Source organism: Intrasporangium oryzae NRRL B-24470 (assembly GCF_000576595.1).
GTDB classification, from domain to species: Bacteria; Actinomycetota; Actinomycetes; order Actinomycetales; family Dermatophilaceae; genus Intrasporangium_C; species Intrasporangium_C oryzae.
The window spans coordinates 34,439-57,958 of sequence record NZ_AWSA01000002.1 but is presented as its reverse complement, the minus strand read 5'-3'; the positions used below and the strand labels follow the sequence as shown (position 1 = coordinate 57,958).

Sequence of the window (23,520 nt, the reverse complement as noted above, 5' to 3'; positions counted from 1 at the left end):
CTTCCGGCCCATGGAGTCCCCGGTCAGCAGATCCGTGCTCAGGCTGGCCGGGGCCGGTCTCGTCGCCGTCGCGCTCGTCGCGCTCGTCGCGCCGAGGCCCGCCAACATCCACTACCGGTGGCCGGTCGTGCTGCCCACGGTCGCCGTCCTTCTCGGCCTTGCAGCGCTCGTCCGCGTCCCTGCAGCCCTGAAGAACCGCTGGCTTCCTGTGGTCGTCGCAGTGGTGGGCGGGGCCGTCGCCACCGCCCTCGGGCAGGTGCTCCGCTACGACTACGGCTGGGACGCGCGGGTCGTCATGAACATCGCCCGGGCGCTCCACGCGGGGCGTCCCCTCACCCCCGACGTCTACGACTACCTCTCGCTCTATCCCAACAACATCCCGCTCCTCGCCATCGACCGTCTCGGCGCTGACGTCGGCGGGTGGCTCGGGGTGGCCCCCGACGCCGTCCTCATCACGCTGACCGGCGTCTGCGTCGCCGTGACGCTGTATGCCGCTCACCTCGTCGTCGTGCCCGTGGCGGGGCGCGGGCCCGCGCTGCTCACCCAGCTGGCCGTACTCGCGCTCGTGGGTGCGAGCCCGTGGCTCAGCGTGCCCTACACGGACCTCTACGCGATGCCGTTCGTCATCGGCGGGATCGCACTCGTCCTGGCGGCGCTTCGTCGCCCTGGCGTCGCGTCGAAGGCCGCCCTCGGGGCCGCGGGAGTCGTCTGCGTCGGCATCGCGTTTGCGATCAAGACGACACCAGCAGTGGTGGCGGCCGCGTTGGCGCTGGTCGCCCTCCTCGGGCTGGTCTCGACCGGAGATGCCGGTGCAGGGAGGCGCGTGAGGCGGGTCGTGCCCGTTATCGCCGCGGTCATCGCCGGAGCGGCCCTCTTCGCGGCAGTGGGTCTCGCCGTGCCTGCCGCGGCGAGCGTGGTCTCCGGCATCGACTCCGGGCGGATCCGTCCCGACGCCTCACCTCCCGTGACCTGGTGGGTGGCCAGCGGCCTGAGTGAGCAGACGGTCCCCGGTGGGGTGACGAGCTACGGCACGTATCGCCGCGACATGGTCGAGGCCATCGAGGGGCGCACTCCGTCCGAGATGACGGACTACGCCCGGCGCTACATCGCCGATCGGTTGGCCGAGCGCGGACCTGCGGGGACGATCGCCTTCTACGCGAACAAGGCGGCGTGGAACTGGGGGGACGGGATGTTCTGGGCGTGGGGCGAGGGCCCCGACTCGCTCCCGGGCGCCGTACGGGTCACCGGACCTGTCGCCGGCGCGGTCGAGTCGGTCAACGGTTTCGACGGCGAGCACTACCAGCTCCGCGCCGATCTCACCCAGGGGCTCTGGCTGACGGTCCTGCTCGTCGCCGGTCTCGGTCTGCTCCGGGCCCGCCCGAGGGTCGAGATCCTGACCCTCGCCCTCACGGTGCTCGGCATCGCCGCTTTCACGCTCGTTTTCCAGGGCCGGTCGCGCTACCTCTTCACCTTCGTGCCGGTCGTCGTGGCGCTGGCCGCGTGTGTCCACTCCGCCCTGCCGTGGCGACGCCGGCCGGGCGGACGGCGCCGCTCGCCGTCGACCGCGTCGGCACCTTCCGCCCCGCTCACCGAGGGCGTGCCCTCCTAGTCGATCGAGCCGGCCAGGACGGCGTCGACCCGCGCGAGGGCCTCGGCGTCGCCGTCACGTGTGATCTCGCCGGTGACAGGCCGGTTCCACAGCCAGGCGTCGAGATCGGCGGCGTGGCCCGAGATCTGCGCGGTCGCGTCGTCGGCTACTCCGTCGGAGACCCGGAAGCGCAGCAGGTCGAGCTCTCCGTGGTCGGGGTGGGTCCCGGTCACCCGGACGGGGACGACCGTCCAGGCGTGCATGGCGTCGACCGTCGCGATGGTCACGGGCCCGGAGACCGGGTGGTCGGTGAGGCCGGGCTCGTCCTCGAAGCCCCGCATGATCCGAAGCACCTCGTCGACGCCATCCGCGGCCAGCCGACAGTCGACGGGCGCCCGATCGACCCCTGCCGTGAGCTCGGCATCGAGGCGGTGCACCAGGGCCTCGTGGGCCTGCCGGCGCGCGATGTAGGCGGCGCTGTGGTCCTCGGCCCACATCCACAGCTCCGTGTCGGGGGACAGGGCGGAGAGCGAACGGTGCAGGCGCTCGCTCGCCCGGTCGAACGCGGCCAGCAGGGCGGCCCGGTCGCCAGGACGCTCCTTCCTGGACGCCTCGAGCGCGTCGACCTGCTCGGGCTCGGTGAGGCGACGCTCGGCGATCTCGCCCCAGAACCACTGGACACCGGCGAGATGCCAGAGCAGGTCGTCGGCATCCCAGTCGGGGCAGGTCGGGACGCGCAGCCCGGCCGGCGCCTCGGCGAGGACCTCACGGAACCGTGCGGACTCCTGCCTGAGATGGTCGAGGAAGGGAAGCGCGCCGGTGGACGGGGCCGAGCTCAGCGGCATACGTGGATCTCCTGGTCATCGAACGCCCGCGACGCGGAACTGGACGGAAATGCGGGGGCCGACGGGCTCGGACGTCTTGGGGACCGCGTGGTCCCAGGTCCGCTGGCAGGAGCCCCCCATGACCACGAGGTCACCATGGCCGAGAGGGTAACGCAAGCTCTTCTTGGACATCTCGGGCAACCACCCGGGCATCGCGCCACCGTCTCGGGGACGCAGCGCGAGGGTCCGGGCGGAGCCGAGGGAGAGGATGGCGATGATCGTGTCGTGCTCGTTGGAGCGGCCGATGCGGTCGCCGTGCCAGGCCACGCTGTCGCGCCCGTCGCGGTAGAGGCACAGCCCGGCCGTGACGAACGGCTCACCGAGCTCGTCGTGGTAGTGGGCACTGAGGGCCTCGCGCGCCCGGTCGAGGAGCGGGTGGGGGAGACGCTCGCCCGCGCCGTAGAACTTCGTGAGGCGGGGAACCGACACCACGGACTCATACATCTGGCGTCGCTCCGCGTGCCACGGCACATCGTGCAGGAGCGCGGTGAAGAGCGCGTCTCCCGCCGCCAGCCACCCGGGCCGCACGTCGACCCAGGCGCCACGACCGAGGTGCGTGCGTCGAAGTCCGGTGCCGACGTCGCGCAGCGTCATCTCGTCGGTCAGGTCGAGCAGGGAGCCCTGGAGTACGAGGTCCATGGGCACACGTTACCCCAAGATTGGAACGCATGTTCGAATCACGTGCGCGCGCTTGACCGCGTCCGAACGGCGCACCCCGGCGTGTCAGCACCGGGCCCCGGCTCCGGCGGTTGCGGCGCAGGGGAGAATGGGGGAATGCCGCTCTACCGTGACGAGGCGATCGTCCTGCGCACCCACAAGCTGGGTGAGGCCGACCGCATCATCACGATGCTGACCCGAACCCGCGGCCGGGTGCGGGCTGTCGCCAAGGGCGTGCGGCGCACGAAGTCCCGCTTCGGCTCGCGACTCGAGCCGGGGATGGTCGTCGACGTCCAGTGCTACGAGGGGCGCAACCTCGACACCGTGACCCAGGTCGAGACGCTCGCGCCCTACGGCGATGCCATCTCCCGCGACTATGCCGCCTACACGTCGGCGACCGCGATGCTCGAGACGGCCCTGCAGCTGACGGAGGAGCACGAGCCGCAGACCCAGCAGTACCACCTGCTCGCGGGCGCGCTTCGCTCGCTCGCCGAGCAGGCTCACGACCCCGGGCTCGTCCTCGACGCCTACCTGCTCCGGTCCCTCGCCGTCGCCGGCTGGGCCCCCAGCTTCCGCGACTGCGCCCGCTGCGGCGCCGACGGCCCGCACCGAGCCTTCAACGTCCAGTCCGGTGGCGCGGTCTGCTCGACCTGCCGCCCGCCCGGCTCGAGCGCTCCCGCCCCCGAGACCTTCGAGCTGCTGGCCGCCCTGCTCACCGGCGACTGGGACGTCGCCGACGCGAGCGACGTCCGCCACCGGCGGCAGGGCAGCGGGCTCGTCGCCGCCTTCCTCCAGTGGCACATCGAGCGTGGGGTGCGATCGCTGCGCCTCGTCGAGCGACCCTGAGCCACCAGCCGACCCACTCGCCATGCCCTGCCAAACCCACACCGGAGAGTCATGACCAAGCCCTTCCCGCACCCGAGCGGAGCGACCCCGCCCGTCATCCCGGCGGAGATCCTGCCGAAGCACGTGGCCATCGTCATGGACGGCAACGGCCGATGGGCCAACCAGCGCGGCCTCCCGCGCACGAAGGGGCACGAAGCGGGTGAGGCCTCGCTCCTCGACGTCGTCGCCGGAGCCATCGAGGTCGGCGTGACGCACCTGTCCGCGTACGCCTTCTCCACCGAGAACTGGCGCCGCTCGCCCGAGGAGGTCCGCTTCCTCATGGGCTTCAACCGCGACGTCATCCGCCGCCGGCGTGACCAGCTCCACGAGTGGGGCGTCCGGATGCGTTGGGTCGGCCGTGCCCCGCGCCTCTGGCGCTCGGTCATCAAGGAGCTCGAGGTCGCCCAGGAGCTGACGAAGGACAACACCGGGCTCACCCTCTACTTCTGCGTCAACTACGGAGGGCGGGCCGAGATCGCCGACGCCGTCCAGCGCATCGCGGTCGACGTCAAGGACGGGCGGCTGCGCCCCGCGTCGATCGACGAGAAGACGATCAAGCGCTACCTCGACGAGCCGACGATGCCGGATGTCGACCTCTTCGTGCGCTCGTCGGGGGAGCAGCGGACGAGCAACTTCCTGCTGTGGCAGAGCGCCTACGCCGAGATGGTCTTCCAGAACCGTCTGTGGCCCGACTACGACCGCCGTGACCTCTGGGCGGCCATCGAGGAGTATGCCGCTCGCGACCGTCGCTACGGAGGTGCCGTCGACGCCATGGCCGGGTCACCGACCACCTGAGGGTCCCACCCAGCGCGGCTGACCCCATCGGCGCCTCGCCCGATGCTCCGCTCCCGTCCCTCCCTTTGAACCGAACGAGTCGTTCGGGGCATGGGGGAGAGGGGGTCGGCGGTCAGGTCGAGGTGGCAGCGGTCAGGTCGAGGTGGTCGCGCAGGCGGCGCAGGTGCCGAAGATCTCGAGGGTGTGCGTCACGTCGGAGAACCCGTGCTCGCCGGCGACCCGGTCGGCCCACGACTCGACCGCCGGGCCCTCGACCTCGACCGTGCGGCCGCAGGACCGGCACACGAGGTGATGGTGGTGGTGCGTCGAGCAGGCGCGGTAGACCGCCTCGCCGTCGTCGGTCCGCAGCACGTCGACCGTGCCGGCCTCGACCATGGACTGGAGGGCCCGGTAGACCGTCGCGAGCCCGATGGGGTCGCCCGACTCCCGAAGGCGGGCGTGCAGGGTCTGCGCCGACGTGAAGTCGGAGGAGCGCTCGAGCAGCGCGGCGACGGCCGCCTGCTGCCGCGTCGGACGCCGGGTGGACGAGCCGCTCATCGCCGTGTCCCCGTCGTCGTGTCGGGCGCCTCGGACGCCGTCACCTCGGGCGCCGAACCGTCGCCCGTACCGGTGGTGCCGTCACGGGGAGGGGAGACGCTCGGGACGAGTCCCCCGTGGTCGTGCTCGCCGTGCCCTTCGTGCTCGCCGTGCCCGGCGTACTCGGCGTACTCGCGGTGCTCGCCGTGCTCGTCATAGTGACCCTGGTGGGCCGCGTGGAGGTGCCCGTCGTGGACGTAGTCGACGTGGTCGCCGTGCGGGACCGCCTGGTGACCGCACTCGACGCCGTGCTCGTGGTCGTGGCGCTCCGCGATGTCGTGTCGACGGCGCGCCAGACGGGCGGCCGTTCCCGTGAGGACGGCCGTGACGACGAAGAGGGCGACCGCCAGCAGGACGATCGTGCCGCCCGACGGTGTGTTGAGCGGGTAGGAGAGTGCGACCCCGCCGACGGCGGAGACGAGCCCGAAGGCGATAGCCCATCGCACGCCGCCCGAGAAGCTCCGTGCGACGAGCTGCGCGGCGGCGTTGGGCACGATCATCAGGGCGCTGATGAGGAGCAGTCCGACGACGCGCATCGCGATGACGACCGTGGTCGCGGTCAGCACGGCGAGGAGGATGTTGAGGGCGAGCACCGGCATGCCGACGGCCTGGGCGTACTCCTCGTCGTTGGCGACGGCGAAGAGCCGCGGCCGCAGGGCCCACGTCGTCGCCGTGACGATGAGCGCAAGCCCGAGGAAGACCCAGAGGTCGGACTGGCGGGTCGTCAGGATCGAGCCGAAGAGGTACTTCATGAGGTTGGCCGGGGTGCCTTCGGGAGCCCGGCTGATGATGACGACACCGGCGGCGATGCCGCCGTAGAAGATGACGGCAAGCGCCACGTCACCGTTGGTGCGCCCCCGGGCCCGGAGCAGCTCGATGACGACGGCGGCGAGCACGGCGGCGACAAGAGCGGCGAGGACGGGAGCCTGCCCGGTGACGAGCCCGATGGCGACCCCTGCGAGGGCGACGTGCCCCATGCCGTCCCCGATGAGCGAGAGGCGGCGCTGGACGAGGAAGATCCCGACCATCGGGGCGACGGTGCCGACGAGGAGCGCCGCGATGAGGGCCCGCTGCATGAAGTCGAGCGTGAGGATGTCGGTGATCATCGCGTGCCTCCCGAGGAGTCGAGCGGTCCGTGCGGCAGGGCACTGCCGGGCTGCTCGAGCTCGAGGTCGTGGTGGTGGCTGTCGTGCTCGTGGTGGACGGCGGCTCGCTGGATGGCGTAGCGCTCGGGGGAGCCGTCGAAGCGGACCCGGCCTGCGTCGACGACGATGATGCGGGTGAGCAGGTGCTCGAGGGCGCCGAGCTCATGGGTGACGATGACCATCGTCACGCCCCGCTCGACGAGCCGTTCGAGCACCTCTGCGAGGACGTGCTGGTTGGCGGCGTCGACGCCCGCGGTCGGCTCGTCCATGATGAGCACGTCGGGCTGGCCGGCGAGGGCCCGGGCGATGAGGACCCGCCGCTGCTGGCCGCCGGACAGCGTGCTCACCTCGGTCGCGGCGCGGTCGGCGAGCCCGACCACCTCGAGCGAGCGGGCGACGATCTGCCGGTCAGTGGCCCGCATGCGGCCGAGCCACCCGAGCCGGGGGAGCCGTCCGGTGGCGACGATCTCCTCGGCTGTCGCACGGACCGACGCCGACAGGGTATGCCGCTGGGGCACGTAGCCGATGCGCGCTCGGTCCGCGAAGTCGTCACTCGGGACCCCGAAGAGGGTGATCGTCCCGGACACGAGCTCGTTGAGGCCGAGGATGCCCTTCATCAGGGTCGACTTCCCGGACCCGTTCGGCCCGACCACGGCCACGATCTCGCCTCGTCGGACCGTCAGCGAGGCGCCGGTGAGGATCGGCCGCTCGCCGTAGCCGAAGCTCGCGTCACGCAGCTCGAGGACCGGCTCGGCGGGTGAACCCGGAACCTGTGCAGCGGTCGCGGTGCTCATCGGCAGCCCTGGCCCTTCTCGAGAGCCTTGAGGTTGCTGCGCATGATCTCAAAGTAGTCCGAGCCGGCCGAGGACTTCGTGACTCCCTCGATCGGGTCGAGGGTCGCTAGGGTCGCGCCGGTCGAGCGGGCGACGGTCTCGGCGAACTGCGGCTCGACGAGGGTCTCCTGGTAGATCGTCGTCACGCCGTCGCGGCGGACGAGGTCGCCGATCTGCTTGAGTGCGGCCGCGCTCGGCTCCGCATCGGGGGAGATGCCGCTGATGCTGTGCTGCGTCAGGCCATAGCGTGCCGCGAGGTAGCCGAAGGCGGCGTGGCTCGTGACGAGCTGTCGGTCGGTGCACTGCTGCAGACCCGTCCGGAACTCCGTGTCGAGCTCGGTGAGTCGTGCCACGAAGGCGTCGGTGTTCGCGGCGTACGCGGCCGCGTGCGCGGGGTCGTCGGCGGCCAGGCGGGCCCCGATCGCCTTGGCCACGGCTGCGTATCGCACCGGGTCGAGCCAGAAGTGCGGGTCGGCCGTGCCGTGGTCGGCGTGGTCGGCCGCGGACTCGTCGTCGTGCCCGTCCTCGCTCGGCTCCAGGGTCAGGTCTGCAGGGCCGGAGATGTCGAGCACCCGGGCCTCGTCGATCTGCTGGATCGCCTCGTCGACGGCCGGCTGGAACCCGTTCGCGTAGACCACGAGACCGGCGCGGGTCATCCGGGCGAGGTCCTGCGCGCCGATCTCGAGGTCGTGCGGCTCTGCGCCGGGCTTCGTCAGGACCGTGACGTCACGACCCGGACCGGCGATCTGCTCGGTGGCGAACTCGATCGGGTAGAACGACGTGACGATCGGCGAGTGGGCGGGGTCGCCGCCCGAGGGTCCCGCTCCGCAGGCTCCGAGGGCCAACACGGTCCCGACGGCCAGCGCGGCCGGCACGACGAGCGCGGAGCGAAGGACGACGCGGGGTGCGAGGGGTCGTCGGCGAGGACGGGAGGGCGGCATACCGATAATCATTCTCAAAGTGAGAACGATTGTCAAAATCGCCGCGCGCGGCGAGACGCGCGCCCGGCCTAGCGCCGCGGGAAGAGCTCGACGATGGCGACCGCGAGCGCGAGGACGAGCACCGCGATGCGCATGAGCCGCTCGGGGAGGGTGAGCCGCTCCCAGGTGAGGAAGAGGAGCCAGCCCACGAAGAGCGTCACCAGGAGGAAGGCGACCCCGCTCCACGGCGACGGGGCGAGGATGCCGACCGCCAGGACGACGACGAGCGCGCCGAGAGCGACAGGACGGGGGAGCGCGTTGAGCCGCTCCACCCACGGGGCGGACGCGTGCTCGACGCGGGAACGGAAACTGAGAGCCACGGCCCCCAGCGTACGGGCAGCGCCGAGCAGGGGCGGTCGGCTCGGCCCCCAGGCCGGGGACCACTAGCCTGTACCGCATGGCCAAGCAGTCCTCCGTCGTCGATACCGTCGTCAGCCTCTGCAAGCGCAGGGGCTTCGTCTTCCCGAGTGGGGAGATCTACGGCGGGACCCGGTCGGCGTGGGACTACGGGCCCCTCGGCGTCGAGCTCAAGGAGAACATCCGCCGGCAGTGGTGGAAGTCGATGGTGACGGGCCGCGACGACGTGGTGGGCCTCGACTCCTCGATCATCCTGCCCCGCGAGACGTGGGTCGCCTCCGGCCACGTCGGCACCTTCACCGACCCGCTCGTCGAGTGCCTCAGCTGCCACAAGCGCCGCCGCCAGGACCACCTGCAGGAGGCCCTCGCCGAGAAGAAGGGCATCGAGGACCCCGACTCGATCCCGATGTCGGAGATCACCTGCCCCGACTGCGGCACCAAGGGGCGGTGGACCGAGCCGCGCGACTTCCAGATGATGCTCAAGACCTACCTCGGCGTCATCGAGGACGAGTCCGGTCTGCACTACCTGCGCCCCGAGACGGCGCAGGGCATCTTCGTCAACTTCGCCAACGTCATGGGCGCCTCGCGCAAGAAGCCGCCGTTCGGCATCGCCCAGACGGGCAAGTCCTTCCGCAACGAGATCACGCCGGGCAACTTCATCTTCCGCACGCGCGAGTTCGAGCAGATGGAGATGGAGTTCTTCGTCAAGCCGGGCGAGGACGAGCAGTGGCACCAGTACTGGATCGACGAGCGCACCCGCTGGTACACCGACCTCGGCATCAACCCCGACAACCTGCGCCACTACGAGCACCCGCTCGACAAGCTCTCCCACTACGCCAAGCGCACCGTCGACATCGAGTACCGCTTCCGGTTCGCGGGCTCCGAGTGGGGTGAGCTCGAGGGGATCGCCAACCGCACCGACTTCGACCTGTCCTCCCACTCGAAGCACTCGGGGCACGAGCTCGTCTACTTCGACCAGACGACCGGCGAGCGCTACACCCCCTACGTCATCGAGCCCGCGGCCGGCCTGTCCCGTTCGCTCATGACCTTCCTCGTCGATGCCTACGCCGAGGACGAGGCGCCCAACACCAAGGGCGGCGTCGACAAGCGTGTCGTCCTGCGCCTCGACTCCCGGCTCGCGCCGGTCAAGGCCGCCGTCCTGCCCCTCTCGCGCAACGCCGACCTGTCGCCCAAGGCGCGTGACCTCGCCGCGCGCCTGCGCCGCAGCTGGAACATCGACTTCGACGACGCGGGCGCCATCGGGAAGCGCTACCGCCGCCAGGACGAGATCGGCACGCCCTTCTGCATCACCGTCGACTTCGACACCCTCGACGACCACGCGGTGACGGTCCGCGAGCGCGACACGATGGCCCAGGAGCGCATCGGCCTCGACCAGGTCGAGGGCTGGCTCGCCCAGCGGCTCGTCGGCTGCTGACGCGTCCTCCACCTCCTCGAGACGTATGCCGCCCACCTCGCCGAGGTGGGCGGCATACGTCTTTCTGGGGTCGGGAGGGCCGACCCCCTCGAAACTCTCAGGAAACTCCCAGCCGGTCGAGGTCCCGCGGTGGTATCGGCTCCTCTTAGCGTGGCTCGCACCGGCGGGGGTGTTCTCGGGGAGCCGCCCGTCATCGGACACAAGGAGCACACATGTCGATGTCGATGGTCCACCGACGGGGGCGGTTGGTCGGGGCGGCCGCGGTGGTCGCCCTCGCTGCTGCGTGGGGCGGATACGCCGCGGTCGAGCACGAGGACGAGCCTCCGGTCAGTGAGCGGCTGGTCGAGAAGCTCAAGCCGGTCGAGGGCAACCCGGGCGACGAGTCGCACGAGGCCGCCACGGCGAGCGAGCAGTATGCCGCGGCCCGCACGGCCCCAGGCATCGTGGGGCCGGGCGCCTACACGGCCGCCTGGGCCTCGCTGCAGGCGCTGCCCACGACCACAGGCACGTGGACCGAGGAGACGACCAAGCCGTACAACTCGGACGACCCCAACTACCGGGAGTACTACCACTCGAACTCGAGCGGTGGCGCCGGGCTCGTCACCGGCAGGGTCACGGGCCTCGCGACCCTGCCCGGTCGCGGGACGGGTGGCAAGGACGTCGTCTTCGCCGGCGGCGCCGACGGTGGTGTCTTCCGCTCCCTTGACGGCGGCTCGACCTGGACGCCGATCACCTCGTCGCTGCCGACGCTCTCCACCGGTGACCTCGAGATCGCCCCGGACGGCGCCCTGTGGTACGCGACGGGTGAGGCGAACACGGGAGCGACGTCCTACGTCGGCACCGGCGTCTACCGACTCGCCGACCCGATGACCTCGACCAGCTGGGTGCGCGTGGGTGGGACCGAGCTCGAGGGCACGTCGATCAACAAGGTGCGCTTCGACAGCCAGGGCCGTGTCTACGCCGCGACCTTCCGCGGCATCTGGCGGCACACCGCGACCGCCACGTCGGGTGGCTGGGAGATGGTCTACGCCCCGAACCCCGACTACCTGCCGGGAGGCTCCAAGGCGGGCTCGGCCGACGCGGCCTACAAGAACGTCGTCAACGACGTCCTGCCCAAGGGCTCGTCCGTCATGGCGAGCGTCGCCTGGCGTGGGGGTGATACGTACAACGGGTTCTACCTGTCCGCGCAGAACGGCGACGCCGGAACCTGGGCCAAGGTGAACCCGGCCGGGGCATTGCGCGACGTCGGCATCGGCAACGCCGAGCTGGCGATCTCCGCCGACGGCTCCCACCTCTACACCATCGTCGAGTCGACGACCCGCTACGCCAACACGGCCAACACGGTGCTCGACGGCGTCTACGACTCCCCGTCGGGGTCGATCACCGGGCCGTGGAACAAGATCGCCGACTCGCAGAAGCTGGCCGCATCCGGCTCGGCGCTCAAGCTCTACCAGGGGTACCGGCCCGGTGTGCAGGCCTGGTACAACAACTTCGTCACCGTGGACCCGGCCGACAGCAAGCACGTCTTCGTCGGTCTCGAGGAGGTCTTCGAGACCCGCGACGCGGGCGTCCACTGGACCACGGTCGCGCCCTACTGGAACTTCTCGTTCCCGTGCTGGAGCTGGGACGACGCGCTCAACACGTGCACCAAGCCGGCGCCGCACTCCGACCAGCACGCCGTCTCGGTGGCGGGCAACACCGTCTACATCGGCAACGACGGCGGCATCTACGCGCGCTCCATGGACGCCGGGTACGACGAGTACGGCCACGGCAAGGGCTGGAAGGAGCTCAACCCCGGCCTGGATGCCCTCCAGTACTACTCGGTCGGGGTCGGCACCGACGCGAGCGGCAACCGCGTCATCAGCGGTGGCCTCCAGGACAACGGCCAGTCGCTCTTTGTCAGCGGCCAGTCCACGATGGTCTCGCCGTTCGGCGGTGACGGCGGCATCACGCTCGTCGACCCGCGTGCGGGCAAGGGCTGCAACATCGTCGCGGAGTACGTCAACCTGGCCATGGCCGTGACGAACAACTGCGGACGGTCCAAGGGCGACCCGAACGAGACGCCTCGCGCCATCCGTGACATCGCACCGTCTGACCCGAGCCCGCGGTTCATCGCGCCGTTCGACGACGACGCGACGAACGCCGACCACTGGATCGCCGGCGGCCGCTACGTCTGGACGCAGACCCAGGGCTACGCCATCCAGGACGCCTCGGCGTGGAGCAACGTCTTCGACAACGGCTCCGGCCACTCGACGACGGCGCTGGCGATGCAGAACGGCGTCGGGTGGACGGCATGGTGCGGCCCGTGCAACAACCAGGGCTTCGCCCGTGGCGTCTCGACGAACTTCGGCGGCACGTGGCACCAGCTCGCGCTGCCCGCGGACCTGCCGAACCGCTACGTCTCTGGGGTGACGATCGACCCGAGCGACGCCACCGGTGGCACGGCATACCTCGCGCTCAACGGCTTCTCCCGTAAGTTCACCGAGGGCCCGGGCGCGGGCTACGGCCACCTCTGGAAGACGACGAACGGCGGCGCGAGCTGGACGCAGGTCGGCGCCACGACGCTGCCCGACGTCCCTGCCGACAGCCTCGTCATCACCAAGACCGGCGGCCTCGTCCTCGGTACGGACCTCGGCGTCCTCTACTCGGGCGACGGCGGGGCCACGTGGAAGCGGCTCGGCGCGAACTTCCCGGCGACGACTGTCATGCAGGTCCTCCTCGGCGCCGACGGGAAGGTGTATGCGGCGACGCACGGCCGTGGCATCTGGTCGATCCCCGTCCCGACCACCTGACCTGACGGTCACGCACGAGACGTATGCCGCTCACCTCACCGAGGTGGGCGGCATACGTCCGCCTGCGGCTGGGTAGTGGAGGGTTGCGGCCCCCATGGGGGCTCGGATCCTCCACGCTCCAGGCCTGTGGATGACCGACAACGGCTCGAGCCGAGGTCGGCCAGCATTCGGGAGATGGATCCGCGACTACAGGCACTCATCTCCGGTCAGCAGGGCCTCGTGACCCGGCAGCAGGCGCTCGCTGCAGGTCTGTCGGCCAAGGCCGTTCGCTGGAGGGTCGAATCCGGCCGGTGGGTGCGGCTCCACCCCGGTGTCTACCTGACGACGCCCGGTCGCAATGACTGGCACACGATCGCCGCGGCCCTGCTTCTGCATCTGGGTGTCCCCTCGGCCCTGAGCTCCAGGAGCGCCGCCTATCTCTGGGGGCTCGTCCCCAGCCCGGGGCCCCTCCTCCACTGCGTAGTGCCCACGTCACGGCGGCCGGACCCGGTCGAGGGAGTCGTCATCACCAGGGCACGCCACGCCCTCGAGCGGACGCACGAGACCGCGTGGCCGCATCGCATCACCGTCGAGCACACGGTCTTCGACCTCGCGGTAGGACATCCCGTCGACACGGCCGTCGGACTCATCGCCCTTGCCTGCCAGAAGCGGCTGTCCACGCCGCGAAACCTCCGGGTCGCCCTGGACAGCCGTCCGACCCAGCCCAGCCGCCGGGTGCTCTACGAGGTCATTGGCGATGTCGCCGGAGGGGTCGAGAGCAGCGCCGAGCGCCGGTACGTCCGCGACGTCGAGCAGGCCCACGGGCTGCCGGCCGGGCGACGGCAGGAGCCCGGTCCGCGCGAGACGCGACGCGACAACGCCTACGACGAGGTCAAGGTCGTCGTCGAGATCGACGGGCGCGCTGGCCATGCAGGCTGGCGCGCGCAGCAGCGGGACGGCCACCGGGACCGGCGCTCCGCAGCGGAGTCATGGTTGACCGTCCGCGGGTACTGGTCGGATGTGCACGACACGCCCTGCTCGTTCGCACGCGAGCTCGAGGCCATCTTCCGCAGTCGAGGGTGGCGAGGCCGGGGCAGGCGCTGCCGCCGCCCCGGATGCGACGTCGGCGGCACCGGCGTGGAGGGTTGAGGCCCCCAGGGGGGCTACGAACCTCCACGTCGGGGACTAGCCCGGCGTGGGCCCGAGTGCGATGGGCCGCGACGGGTCGCGGATCCACTCGCTCCACGACCCGGGATAGAGGGTGGCGTCGACGCCCACCTCCGCGAGGGCGAGCACGAGATGAGCTGCCGTCACCCCCGACCCGCAGTAGACGGCGACCGGCTCGTCCTCGTGCCCGGCGCTGACCGTGGCCCAGTGCTCGGCGAGGTCGCGCCGGAACGTGCCGTCGGCGGCGAGCCAGTCGGTGGTCGGGCTGTTGATGCCGCCCGGGATGTGTCCGGCCACCGGGTCGATCGGCTCGGTCTCGCCGGCGTAGCGCTGCGGTGCCCGGGCGTCGAGCAGCACCCCGTGATCCGCCCAGCGCGCCGCCCCCGCCGCGTCCGTCGTCGCCGCAAAACCGGCCGTGACGACGACGTCGCCGTGGCGCTCCCCGGGGACCTCCGTGCTGACGGGCAGGCCGGCCGCCAGCCACGCGGCATACCCGCCGTTGAGGACGCGGACGTCGGTGAGCCCGACCCAGCGCAGGACCCACCAGGCGCGGGCCGCGGCATACGACTCCCTCCCGTCGTAGACGACGATCCGGCTGTCCGACCTGACGCCGCACCGACGCAGGGCACGCTCGACGACGGCCGGCTCGGGCAGGGGGTGTCGACCGCCCTCCCCGGGCGGCGCGGCGAGCTCGGTGTCGAGGTCGACGAAGCAGGCGCCGGGCACGTGCCCTGCGACGTAGTCGGCCCAGCCGACCGGGGCATCGTCGGCGGACGGTGCCCGCCCGGCCGTGAGAGCCCAGCGGACGTCGATGACGACGACGTCCTCGATCTCGTGGGCGAGCCCGGCAGCGCTGATGAGGTGGGTCACGGGGCCCATCGTGGCATCCTCGACGGGTGGCTGCGCATCTGGTCCTCATCCATGGGTCTCGGCTGTCGAGCGCCCAGTGGGCGCCGCAGCTCCCGCTCCTGCCCGAGCGGTTCAGCGTCGGGCTCGTCGACCTGCCGGGCCATGGCTCCCGGGCCTCCGAGGAGTTCACGCTCGACCGCTGCGTCGAGGTCATCGACGAGGCCGTCCGGGCGGCCCCGGCGGGCAGGCACGTCGTTCTCGTCGGGCACTCCCTCGGCGGCTACGCCGCGATGGCGTATGCCGCCCAGCGCGGTTCCGCGCTCAGCGGGCTCGTCCTCGCCGACTGCAGTGCGACCCCGACCGGCCCGGGCGCGGCGATCTACCGGGGCGTCGCGGCGCTGACCGACCGCATCGGCGAGGCGCGGATGACGCGGTTCAACGACCGCGTCCTGCGGCGCCTCTACGCCCCGGAGCGGATCGATGCGGTGATCGCCGGTGGCTACTCGTTCGCACCGACTGCGGCGGCGTGGAACGAGGTCATGACGTGGTGTCGCCCCGCGATGCTGTGCGCCCTCGCCTGTCCGGTCCTTCTGCTCAACGGCCGGTGGGACCAGTTCCGCCTCGGGACGAATGCCTTCACGCGGTCGTGCCCGCAGGCGCGCGTCGAGATCATCCGCGGCGCGACCCACTTCGCCAACCTCGACCAGCCGGAGGCCTTCGCGGCCGCCCTGGTCCGCTTCGCCGATTCGGTGGACCGGCCCTGATTTGGGAGAATCGATCGTTGTGAGCGACGAGACGACCCAGACACCGGCCCGGGCGGGGGACCAGCAGCGGCCCACGCCCCCTGCCGGGTCCGGTCCCGTGCTGCCGCCGCTCCGCATCGGCCGCCACGTCATCGAGTCGCCCGTGGTGCTCGCCCCGATGGCCGGCATCACGAACCGCGCGTTCCGGCGCCTCTGCCGCGAGTACGGCAACGAGGGCACGGCGCTCGGCGGCGCCTCCGGTGCGACGAGCCTCTACGTGAGCGAGATGATCACCTCGCGCGCCCTCGTCGAGCGCACCCCGGAGTCGATGCGCCTCATCGAGCACGACCCCGACGAGAACCCTCGCTCGATCCAGCTCTACAGCGTCGACCCCGCGACCGCCCGGGCCGCTGCGCGGATGCTCGTCGAGGAGGACCGCGCCGACCACATCGACCTCAACTTCGGCTGCCCGGTGCCCAAGGTCACGCGCAAGGGCGGGGGTTCGGCCCTGCCGTGGAAGAAGGACCTCTTCCGGGCCATCGTCGGCGCCGTCGTCGAGGAGGGCGGACGACGTGACATCCCCGTCACGGTCAAGATGCGCAAGGGGATCGACGACGAGCACCTGACCTTCCTCGACGCCGCCCTCGCCGCCGAGGAGGAGGGCGTCGCCGCCGTCGCGCTGCACGGCCGGACCGCCGCCCAGGCGTACTCCGGCACCGCCGACTGGGAGGCGATCCGCCTGCTCAAGCAGACCGTCACCTCGATCCCGGTCCTCGGCAACGGCGACATCTGGTCGGCCGAGGATGCCCTCCGCATGGTCGAGGAGACCGGGTGCGACGGCGTCGTCGTCGGCCGAGGATGCCTCGGCCGGCCGTGGCTCTTCACCGACCTCGCGGCAGCCTTCGCCGGCAGCTCTGCCCGGGTCACCCCGACGCTCGGGGAGGTCACGGACACGCTCCGCACGCACACGGCATACCTCTGCGACTTCTACGGCGACGAGGAGCGGGGCTGCCGCGACATCCGCAAGCACATCGCGTGGTACCTCAAGGGCTTCCCGGCCGGGTCGACCGTGCGCAACTCGCTCGCGCTCGTCGACTCGATGGCCTCGCTCGACGCACTCATCTCGACGCTCGATCCGGACGCACCGTGGCCGGGCGAGGCGGCCGAAGGGCAGCGCGGCCGTGCCGGTTCGGGTCGGGTCGTGGCCCTGCCCGACCGGTGGCTCGAGTCGCGCGAGCTGACCGAGGAGCACCGGCGCACGATCGCGGAAGCCGAGCTGTCGGTCAGCGGCGGCTGACGACGCGCCGCCCGTCGCCGAGGCCCTCACTCCGCTCGGTGGCACAATCCGAGCATGCGGGAGGGCGGCTCGGCCGAGCGACCGGCGACGTTCTTCGAGGACGCGGCCGAGTTCCGGGCCTGGCTCGAGGCCAACCACGCGACCGCGCCGGAGCTGTGGGTGGGTCTCCATCGGAGCCACGTCGTTCCTCGTGGACCCGTGGTGAGGGAGCTCGTGACCGAGGCGCTGTGCTTCGGCTGGATCGACTCGCTCCAGCAGGGCATCGATGCGGACTCCGCGAGGCTGCGCTTCACACCGCGCCGCCCGGGCAGCGTCTGGAGCAGGGTCAACATCGACACGGTCGAGCGGCTCACGGCCGAGGGCCGGATGCACCCGGCTGGCCTCGCCGCCTACGAGCGGCGCCGGCAGGACGACCTCGGCCTCTACTCGTACGAACGGGACGAGGAGGCGTGGCCGGCCGACTTCGAGGAGGTCCTGAGGGCCGACCCGATGGCATCGGCGTTCTGGGACGGTGCTGCCGCGTCCTACCGCAAGACGTGCGTGTACTGGGTGCTGTCCGCCAAGAGGCCCGAGACGCGCGAACGGCGGATGCGGCAGCTCGTCGACGCCTGCCGCGAGCTCCGACTGGTCGGGCCGTTGGCCGGCGGCGGCGAACCGGCCTGGCTGCGTCGGCTCCGGTCCCGGCTGTCGTGAGCCCGCAGCGACGCCCGGCTCAGGAGCGGCGGTTGCGCGAGGCGATCAGGTAGGTGATGCCCGCCGTGACGGCGACGATGGCGATCCAACCGATCACATAGTTCATGGCAGCTCGATCCGGTCTGGTCGGGACGACGACCTCGTGAGGCTAGCGCCCCGATGGCAGGATCGGCACATGCACGCAGGTGGATCGGCCGATCGGCCGGCGACGTTCTTCGAGGACGGAGCGGACTTCCGGCAATGGCTCGAGGCCAACCACGCGACGGCGAGCGAGCTGTGGATGGGCCTCTACAAGAAGCATGTCGAGACGCGCGGCCTCACCTGGGAGGAGGCCGTCCGGGAAGCCCTGTGCTTCGGCTGGATCGACTCGCAGATGCAGCGGATCGACGACCTCGCCGTGCGCCAACGCTGGACGCCCCGCAAGCCCGGCAGCACGTGGAGCCGGGTCAACATCGCAGCGGTCGAGGAGCTGACCCGGCAGGGGCGGATGCACCCGGCGGGTCTCGCGGCCTTCGAGCGCCGGCGCGAGGACCGCTCGGCGATCTACACGTACGAGGTCGGCGAGGTCACCTGGCCGGCGCACTACGAAGCCATGCTGCGCGCCAACCCGACGGCCTCGGCGTTCTGGGACGGCGCCACGGCGTCGTACCGCAAGATCTGCTCCACCTGGGTCGTGTCGGCCAAGCAGGAGGCCACCCGCGACAAGCGGATGGCCGAGCTCGTCGACGACTGCGCCCACCTGCGGCTCATCCGGAGCCAGCGCTACGGGACCGAGCCGGCCTGGGTCGGCCGGTTGCGCTCGGAGCTCGGCTGACGGGCGCGGGACCCGGCAGCCGAGCCTCGGTCAGCGTTTGCCGCGCGGCGGGATGATCTCCGTGTGGGTCTTCGCGTCGTTGCGCGCGTGCTTGTCCGCACGCTTCTCCTTGAGGGACTTGCCCTTCTGGCTCATGTGCGAGCGGGGTGACTTGTCGGCCATGGCATGCTCCTGCCCTCGGAGGCCGAAGTGGCCTCACGGCCCCAGTATGCGCCCGTATGCCGCAGGGCCGGGCTCCGCTCCCGGCGCGGGCTCGGGCGGGTTCAGCGGATCCAGACGGTGAGGGGTCCGAGCGCGGTGCACCCGGCGGCCAGGGCGCGCTCGAGACTGTCGCCGGCGTCCCAGCCGACGAGGGGCAGGCCGCCGGTCAGCGAGTGGGCACGGGCCGCGACCTCCCGCCAGGTCCGGGTCTCGTCGCCGTTGATGTCGAACAGGTTGCTCACGCCGGCGACCGCTCCGGTGACGCTGAGGATCGCCCCGGCGACGACCGGTCCGTCGGGTCCGTCGCCGGGCTCGCGTGCGGCGAGGAAGTGAATGCCTGCCTCGGTGAGCAGCGAGGAACGGAAGATCGCGGCGTCGTCCTCCCCGCGCGACCAGGCGCGCTGCCACTGGCCCAGCTCGGCGGGGCTGGAGACGCTCGACCAGAGGCGGCCCTCGCTCCGGGTCGCGGCGTCGGTGTCGCCGTCGAGCCAGACCCACTGGCCGACGACGAGCCGGGCGAAGTCCTCCATCGTCAGGTCGAGCGTCGAGAAGCTGTCCTTGACCGAGCAGCCGTCGTTCGCGTCGACGCGGGCCAGCACGTCGTACTCGGAGACCGTGGGCGCGAGGGTGACGGCGTCGGGGTAGTAGGGCGGGGTCCGGGTCGCGCTCGACCAGAGGGAGTCGTCGAGCGTGGTGCGCAGGCCGTGCGTCCGGCACACGGCGTCGCACCAGAGCGCGTTGTTCCGGGCGGCGAGCATGACGCGGTCGTCCATGCCCCGATCATCTCGTGCGGGCCCCGGATCTTCTCCGCCGGGGCGGGGTTGCTGCGGTGCCGGGGCGGGCTGGGGCCGGATCTTCTCCGCCGGGGCGGGGTTGGTGCGGGGTGCTCGCGAGTCCGGGACAGGATCACGCCTAGAGTCGGGTCGTGGCCTACACGGAGCTCGACCGGGAGCGATGGGTGGCGGAGGACCCGGCGCACAAGCGGGCCGACCGCGACGACTTCGCGCGTGACCGGGCCCGGGTCGTCCACTCTGCAGGGCTGCGCCGGCTCGCCGCCAAGACCCAGGTGCTCGCGCCGGGACACGACGACTTCGTCCGAAACCGGCTCACGCACTCGCTCGAGGTGGCGCAGATCGGCCGCGAGTTCGGTGCCGCCCTCGGGTGCAGCGCCGACGTCGTCGACACGGCCTGCCTCTCGCACGACCTCGGCCACCCGCCCTTCGGCCACAACGGCGAGACGGCCCTCGACGAGATCGCATCGCGGATCGGCGGGTTCGAGGGCAACGCCCAGACCCTGCGCCTGCTCACCCGCCTCGAGGCCAAGCGCGCCCACCCCGACGGCACCTCTGCCGGCCTCAACCTGACCCGGGCGAGCCTCGACGCGACGACGAAATACCCGTGGGCCCGCGGCGAGGGGCCTTACGAGACAAACAAGTTCGGCGTCTACTCGTCGGACCTGTCCGTCTTCCACTGGCTCCGCGACGGCGCAGCGCCCGGGGTCCGCTGCCTCGAGGCCGAAGTCATGGACTGGTCCGATGACGTCGCCTACTCCGTCCACGACGTCGAGGACGCCATCGCCTCGGGCTGGCTCGACCCGCGCGTCCTGCACTCCGCCACCGACATGTCGGCCGTCCTCGACGTCGCCGGCCGCACGTACGCGCCCGACCTCGCACGCGATGCCCTCGGCGCCGCGCTGGAACGGCTGCTCGCCTCGGGAGTGCTCCCGGCGGCATACGACGGCTCCCGTGGGGCGCTCGCGGCGCTCAAGGACATGACGAGCCGGCTCATCGGGCGCTTCGTCCTCGTCGTCGAGCTGGCGACGCGGGAGCGGCACGGACCCGGCGACCTGACCCGGTTCGGGGCCGACCTCGTCATCCCCGACGAGGCGCGCGCCGAGTGCTCGGTCCTCAAGGCCGTCGCGAACCACTTCGTCATGACGACCGACGAGCGGCTCGGCATCCTCTCCGGGCAGCGTGACGTCGTGCGTGCCCTCGTCGAGGCGTATGCCGCTCAGCCCGAGTCACGCCTCGACGCGGACCTTCGCCTCGACTTCCTTGCGGCCGGGACCGACGACGAGCGCCTCCGTGTCATCGTCGACCAGGTCGCCTCCCTGACGGACGTGCGGGCGCTCGCGCTCCACAGGCAGTGGGGTGGGTGACCGTGGGACGGCGAACGACGACCTAGACTCTGGCTCGGCGACGGGAGGCACATGGCGGGGCTGATCAGGAGCGAGGACATCGCGGCGGTCAAGGACAGGTCCTCGATCGAGGACGTCGTCCGCGAGCACGTCACGCTGCGCCCGGCCGGCCCGGGCTCGTTCAAGGGCCTCTGCCCCTTCCACGACGAGAAGACGCCCTCCTTCACGATCCGGCCCGCGGTCGGGGCGTGGCACTGCTTCGGCTGCGGCGAGGGCGGAGACGTCATCTCCTTCGTCCAGAAGGTCGACCACCTCACGTTCTCCGAGGCGGTCGAACGGCTCGCCCAGAAGCTCGGCATGGAGCTGCGCTACGAGGACGGAGGGTCGCGGCCTCGTGACGAGGGGCTCGGGCGGCGGACCCGCCTGATCGAGGCCCACCGGGTGGCCCAGGAGTTCTACACCGAGGCTCTCTTCCTGCCCGCGGCGCGTGCCGGACGCGACTTCATGCGCGCCCGGGGCTTCGACTCGGGTGCGGCCCGGCACTTCGGCGTCGGGTTCGCCCCGCGCGGCGGTGAGGACCTCGTCGCCCACCTCCGCTCCAAGGGGTTCACGGAGGACGAGATCGTCACGGGCGGGCTCGCGGGCCGGGGCTCCCGCGGGCTCTACGACCGGTTCCGGGGGCGGCTCGTCTGGCCGATCCGCGACATCACCGGTGACACGATCGGCTTCGGCGCCCGCAGGCTCTTCGACGACGACCGGATCGAGGCGAAGTACCTCAACACGTCGGAGACGCCGATCTACAAGAAGTCGACGGTTCTCTACGGCCTCGACCTCGCCAAGAAGCGGATCTCGGGCGACCGGCAGGCCGTCGTCGTCGAGGGCTACACCGACGTCATGGCGTGCCATCTCGCCGGGATCGAGACCGCCGTCGCCACGTGCGGCACCGCTTTCGGCGCCGACCACATCAAGCTCCTGCGCCGGCTCATGCGCGACGAGGCCGGTCTGGCCCCGGCGAAGGTGATCTTCACCTTCGACGGCGACGCGGCCGGCCAGAAGGCCGCGATGCGGGCCTTCGCCGACGACCAGAAGTGGGCCTCCCAGTCGTTCGTCGCCGTCGAGCCCTCGGGCAAGGACCCGTGCGAGCTGCGCCAGGCGGCGGGCGACCCGGCCGTCCAGGCGCTCATAGAGGACGCCGTGCCGATGTTCGAGTTCGCGGTGCGCACCACGATCCGCCGCTTCGACCTCGCCACCGTCGAGGGTCGGGTCCAGGCGATGCGCGCCGTCGCGCCGATCATCGGGTCGATCAGGGACCAGTCGCTCCGGCCCGCCTACATCCGTGAGGTGTCCGGCATGATCGGCGTCGAGGTCGATGCCCTCGCCACCGAGGTGAGCCGCGCTGGACGGCTCAAGGTCGACGACGACCGGACGGGCGAACGTCGCCCCGCTGCAGTCGGCCACGACGTCAACGACGAGCCGGGGCCGGGGGAGGCGGGCGACCTCTTCCCGGCCCCCGACCGGCGCGATCCGGTCGTCCTCGCGGAGCGTCAGCTGCTCCAGGTCCTCCTCCAGTTCCCGACGGTGCTGAGGCCCGAGGCGATCGACGTGCTGAGCCCCGAGTCGTTCTCTGCGCCGGCGCACCGAGCCGTCTTCGACGGCATCCGCATCGCCCTCCAGGCCGCTGACAGGGGCAACGTGACCAGCTGGACCTCGGCCGTGACCCAGGCCGCGGCGAGCCCGGTCGCGGGCCTCGTCAGCGAGCTCGCCGTCGACACGCTCCCGACGCGGATGGACCCGCTGACGGGCCTGCCGACCTCCCGCTACGTCGAGGAGCTCTTCGACCGGGTCCGGACGATCGCCCTGACGCGTCGCATCGCCGACGCGATGAGCGAGATGCGCCGGCTCGACCACGCGGAGACACCCGCGCCCGAGCGGGCGCGGCAGCTCGCGACCGAGCTGCAGGAGCTGCAGCGCGAGCTCGCCACGATCAAGGCAGGGATGAGCTGATGAGACTCTTCGACCGCAGGCGCCGACCCGACCTCGACGTGGGCGTCCGGCAGGCGGTGCCGCTCGGAGACAACGAGCGGATCCTCGCGTGGGCGAAGGATGACGACACCGGTGGCCATGTCGTCGCCTGCACGCACCACCTCGCCTTCGTCGGCGCTGACGGCCTGCTCGAGTGGAGCCGGCCCTGGCATGAGGCGGAGTCCGGGACGTGGCAGGGCGACTCCTCGCTCCTCACCGTCGTCTGGGTCGACCACCGAGACCCGGTCCGGTGGCGGATCAGCCAGCCCTCACTCATCCAGCAGACGCTCCGGGAGCGGCTCCAGGCGAGCGTGGTCATCGCCGACGAGTTCCGGACGTCCGCGCGGCGGACGGTGCGCGTCGTGATCCGCCAGGACCTCGCGACGGGGGCGCTCATCGAGCAGGTGGTGCCGGGCAAGGGAGCCGACCTGGGCGACCCCGAGGTCGCCTCGGAGGCCGCCTCGCGGCTCGCTCGACTGCGCTCCGAGGTGGGTCTCTGAGGGCTCAACCAGGGCAGCTGAACCCGATTTAGTGCCAGCCGAAACCTTTGCTATCGTTTCCCGCGCAGCCAGTCCCCTGTAGCTCAACTGGCAGAGCAGCCGGCTGTTAACCGGCAGGTTGTTGGTTCGAGTCCAACCGGGGGAGCGCCTGACGAGGAAGGCCCCGACACGAGAGTGTCGGGGCCTTCCTC

At 71.5% G+C, this 23,520-nt stretch carries 23 protein-coding genes and 1 tRNA gene; 14 read left to right on the top strand and 10 right to left on the bottom strand.

The window, feature by feature from the left end:
- The first annotated feature begins 10 nt into the window (after positions 1–10).
- A complete protein-coding gene (locus tag N865_RS01155) occupies positions 11–1,609 on the top strand; it encodes a glycosyltransferase family protein (protein ID WP_051509794.1) in 1,599 nt (532 codons plus the stop codon).
- Here the strand turns inward: N865_RS01155 and N865_RS01150 are convergent.
- Both N865_RS01150 and N865_RS01145 read right to left on the bottom strand, forming a co-directional pair.
- Positions 1,606–2,433, bottom strand: a complete 828-nt coding sequence (locus N865_RS01150; RefSeq protein ID WP_034800603.1) for a maleylpyruvate isomerase family mycothiol-dependent enzyme — start codon at positions 2,431–2,433, stop codon at positions 1,606–1,608. The genes N865_RS01155 and N865_RS01150 overlap by 4 nt on opposite strands.
- A 15-nt stretch (positions 2,434–2,448) precedes the next feature.
- Positions 2,449–3,111 (bottom strand): alpha-ketoglutarate-dependent dioxygenase AlkB, encoded by a 663-nt coding sequence (locus tag N865_RS01145; RefSeq protein ID WP_034800601.1) that lies wholly within the window; start codon positions 3,109–3,111, stop codon positions 2,449–2,451.
- A 135-nt stretch (positions 3,112–3,246) separates the two neighbouring features.
- Here N865_RS01145 and recO point away from each other — a divergent pair, with 135 nt between their 5' ends.
- Both recO and N865_RS01135 read left to right on the top strand, forming a co-directional pair.
- Positions 3,247–3,975 carry a DNA repair protein RecO gene (gene recO, locus N865_RS01140; protein WP_034800599.1) on the top strand — a complete coding sequence of 243 codons (729 nt, stop codon included), beginning with the start codon at positions 3,247–3,249 and terminating at the stop codon, positions 3,973–3,975.
- Between the two features lie 51 nt (positions 3,976–4,026).
- On the top strand, positions 4,027–4,809 hold the full coding sequence (locus tag N865_RS01135; protein WP_034800597.1) for an isoprenyl transferase: 783 nt from the start codon (positions 4,027–4,029) through the stop codon (positions 4,807–4,809).
- A 132-nt stretch (positions 4,810–4,941) separates the two neighbouring features.
- On the opposite strand, the gene N865_RS01130 is transcribed toward N865_RS01135, so the two are convergent.
- The 5 genes from N865_RS01130 to N865_RS01110 form a co-directional block, all read right to left on the bottom strand.
- Entirely contained in the window at positions 4,942–5,346 is a 405-nt protein-coding gene (locus N865_RS01130; RefSeq protein ID WP_034800595.1) for a Fur family transcriptional regulator, read from the bottom strand.
- The gene (locus tag N865_RS01125) at positions 5,343–6,488 is read right to left on the bottom strand and encodes a metal ABC transporter permease (RefSeq protein WP_084327852.1); all 1,146 of its coding nucleotides are present in this window, start codon (positions 6,486–6,488) and stop codon (positions 5,343–5,345) included. Before N865_RS01125 ends, N865_RS01130 begins: the two co-directional genes overlap by 4 nt.
- Positions 6,488–7,324, bottom strand: coding sequence for a metal ABC transporter ATP-binding protein (locus N865_RS01120; protein WP_051509792.1), 837 nt, complete (start codon positions 7,322–7,324; stop codon positions 6,488–6,490). Before N865_RS01120 ends, N865_RS01125 begins: the two co-directional genes overlap by 1 nt.
- The gene (locus N865_RS01115) at positions 7,321–8,304 is read right to left on the bottom strand and encodes a metal ABC transporter substrate-binding protein (protein WP_051509789.1); all 984 of its coding nucleotides are present in this window, start codon (positions 8,302–8,304) and stop codon (positions 7,321–7,323) included. The genes N865_RS01120 and N865_RS01115 overlap by 4 nt, the downstream gene beginning before the upstream one ends.
- A gap of 68 nt (positions 8,305–8,372) precedes the next feature.
- A complete protein-coding gene (locus N865_RS01110) occupies positions 8,373–8,663 on the bottom strand; it encodes a DUF6703 family protein (RefSeq protein WP_034800593.1) in 291 nt (96 codons plus the stop codon).
- A gap of 77 nt (positions 8,664–8,740) precedes the next feature.
- Here N865_RS01110 and N865_RS01105 point away from each other — a divergent pair, with 77 nt between their 5' ends.
- The 3 genes from N865_RS01105 (at position 8,741) to N865_RS01095 (ending at position 14,055) form a co-directional block, all read left to right on the top strand.
- The gene (locus N865_RS01105; protein ID WP_034800592.1) at positions 8,741–10,135 is read left to right on the top strand and encodes a glycine--tRNA ligase; all 1,395 of its coding nucleotides are present in this window, start codon (positions 8,741–8,743) and stop codon (positions 10,133–10,135) included.
- Positions 10,136–10,347: 212 nt separating this feature from the next.
- Entirely contained in the window at positions 10,348–12,927 is a 2,580-nt protein-coding gene (locus N865_RS01100) for a WD40/YVTN/BNR-like repeat-containing protein (protein ID WP_157557501.1), read from the top strand.
- A 174-nt stretch (positions 12,928–13,101) separates the two neighbouring features.
- On the top strand, positions 13,102–14,055 hold the full coding sequence (locus N865_RS01095) for a type IV toxin-antitoxin system AbiEi family antitoxin domain-containing protein (protein ID WP_034800590.1): 954 nt from the start codon (positions 13,102–13,104) through the stop codon (positions 14,053–14,055).
- 36 nt (positions 14,056–14,091) lie between these two features.
- On the opposite strand, the gene N865_RS01090 is transcribed toward N865_RS01095, so the two are convergent.
- Complete coding sequence (locus N865_RS01090; protein ID WP_034800588.1) at positions 14,092–14,952, bottom strand: sulfurtransferase; 861 nt, start codon at positions 14,950–14,952, stop codon at positions 14,092–14,094.
- 17 nt (positions 14,953–14,969) lie between these two features.
- On the opposite strand from N865_RS01090, the gene N865_RS01085 reads away from it, so the two are divergent.
- The 4 genes from N865_RS01085 (at position 14,970) to N865_RS01070 (ending at position 18,469) form a co-directional block, all read left to right on the top strand.
- Positions 14,970–15,686, top strand: coding sequence for an alpha/beta fold hydrolase (locus tag N865_RS01085; protein ID WP_034800587.1), 717 nt, complete (start codon positions 14,970–14,972; stop codon positions 15,684–15,686).
- 97 nt (positions 15,687–15,783) lie between these two features.
- Positions 15,784–16,962 (top strand): tRNA dihydrouridine synthase DusB, encoded by a 1,179-nt coding sequence (gene dusB, locus N865_RS01080; RefSeq protein WP_034800741.1) that lies wholly within the window; start codon positions 15,784–15,786, stop codon positions 16,960–16,962.
- A gap of 54 nt (positions 16,963–17,016) precedes the next feature.
- Positions 17,017–17,655 (top strand): YdeI/OmpD-associated family protein, encoded by a 639-nt coding sequence (locus N865_RS01075; RefSeq protein ID WP_034800586.1) that lies wholly within the window; start codon positions 17,017–17,019, stop codon positions 17,653–17,655.
- 175 nt (positions 17,656–17,830) lie between these two features.
- Positions 17,831–18,469, top strand: coding sequence for a YdeI/OmpD-associated family protein (locus N865_RS01070; RefSeq protein WP_034800584.1), 639 nt, complete (start codon positions 17,831–17,833; stop codon positions 18,467–18,469).
- 30 nt (positions 18,470–18,499) lie between these two features.
- Here the strand turns inward: N865_RS01070 and N865_RS23685 are convergent, their stop codons facing one another.
- The gene (locus tag N865_RS23685) at positions 18,500–18,631 is read right to left on the bottom strand and encodes a hypothetical protein (protein WP_281173459.1); all 132 of its coding nucleotides are present in this window, start codon (positions 18,629–18,631) and stop codon (positions 18,500–18,502) included.
- 101 nt (positions 18,632–18,732) lie between these two features.
- Positions 18,733–19,443: a hypothetical protein gene (locus N865_RS01065; protein WP_034800582.1), complete on the bottom strand. Its 711-nt coding sequence runs from the start codon at positions 19,441–19,443 to the stop codon at positions 18,733–18,735.
- A gap of 152 nt (positions 19,444–19,595) precedes the next feature.
- On the opposite strand from N865_RS01065, the gene N865_RS01060 reads away from it, so the two are divergent.
- The 4 genes from N865_RS01060 (at position 19,596) to N865_RS01045 (ending at position 23,474) form a co-directional block, all read left to right on the top strand.
- Positions 19,596–20,828, top strand: a complete 1,233-nt coding sequence (locus N865_RS01060) for a deoxyguanosinetriphosphate triphosphohydrolase (protein WP_034800580.1) — start codon at positions 19,596–19,598, stop codon at positions 20,826–20,828.
- A gap of 51 nt (positions 20,829–20,879) precedes the next feature.
- Positions 20,880–22,811 carry a DNA primase gene (dnaG, locus tag N865_RS01055; protein WP_034800578.1) on the top strand — a complete coding sequence of 644 codons (1,932 nt, stop codon included), beginning with the start codon at positions 20,880–20,882 and terminating at the stop codon, positions 22,809–22,811.
- Positions 22,811–23,329, top strand: a complete 519-nt coding sequence (locus N865_RS01050) for a hypothetical protein (protein ID WP_034800576.1) — start codon at positions 22,811–22,813, stop codon at positions 23,327–23,329. Before dnaG ends, N865_RS01050 begins: the two co-directional genes overlap by 1 nt.
- A 72-nt stretch (positions 23,330–23,401) precedes the next feature.
- Positions 23,402–23,474 (top strand) — tRNA-Asn (locus N865_RS01045).
- The last annotated feature ends 46 nt before the right edge of the window (positions 23,475–23,520 follow it).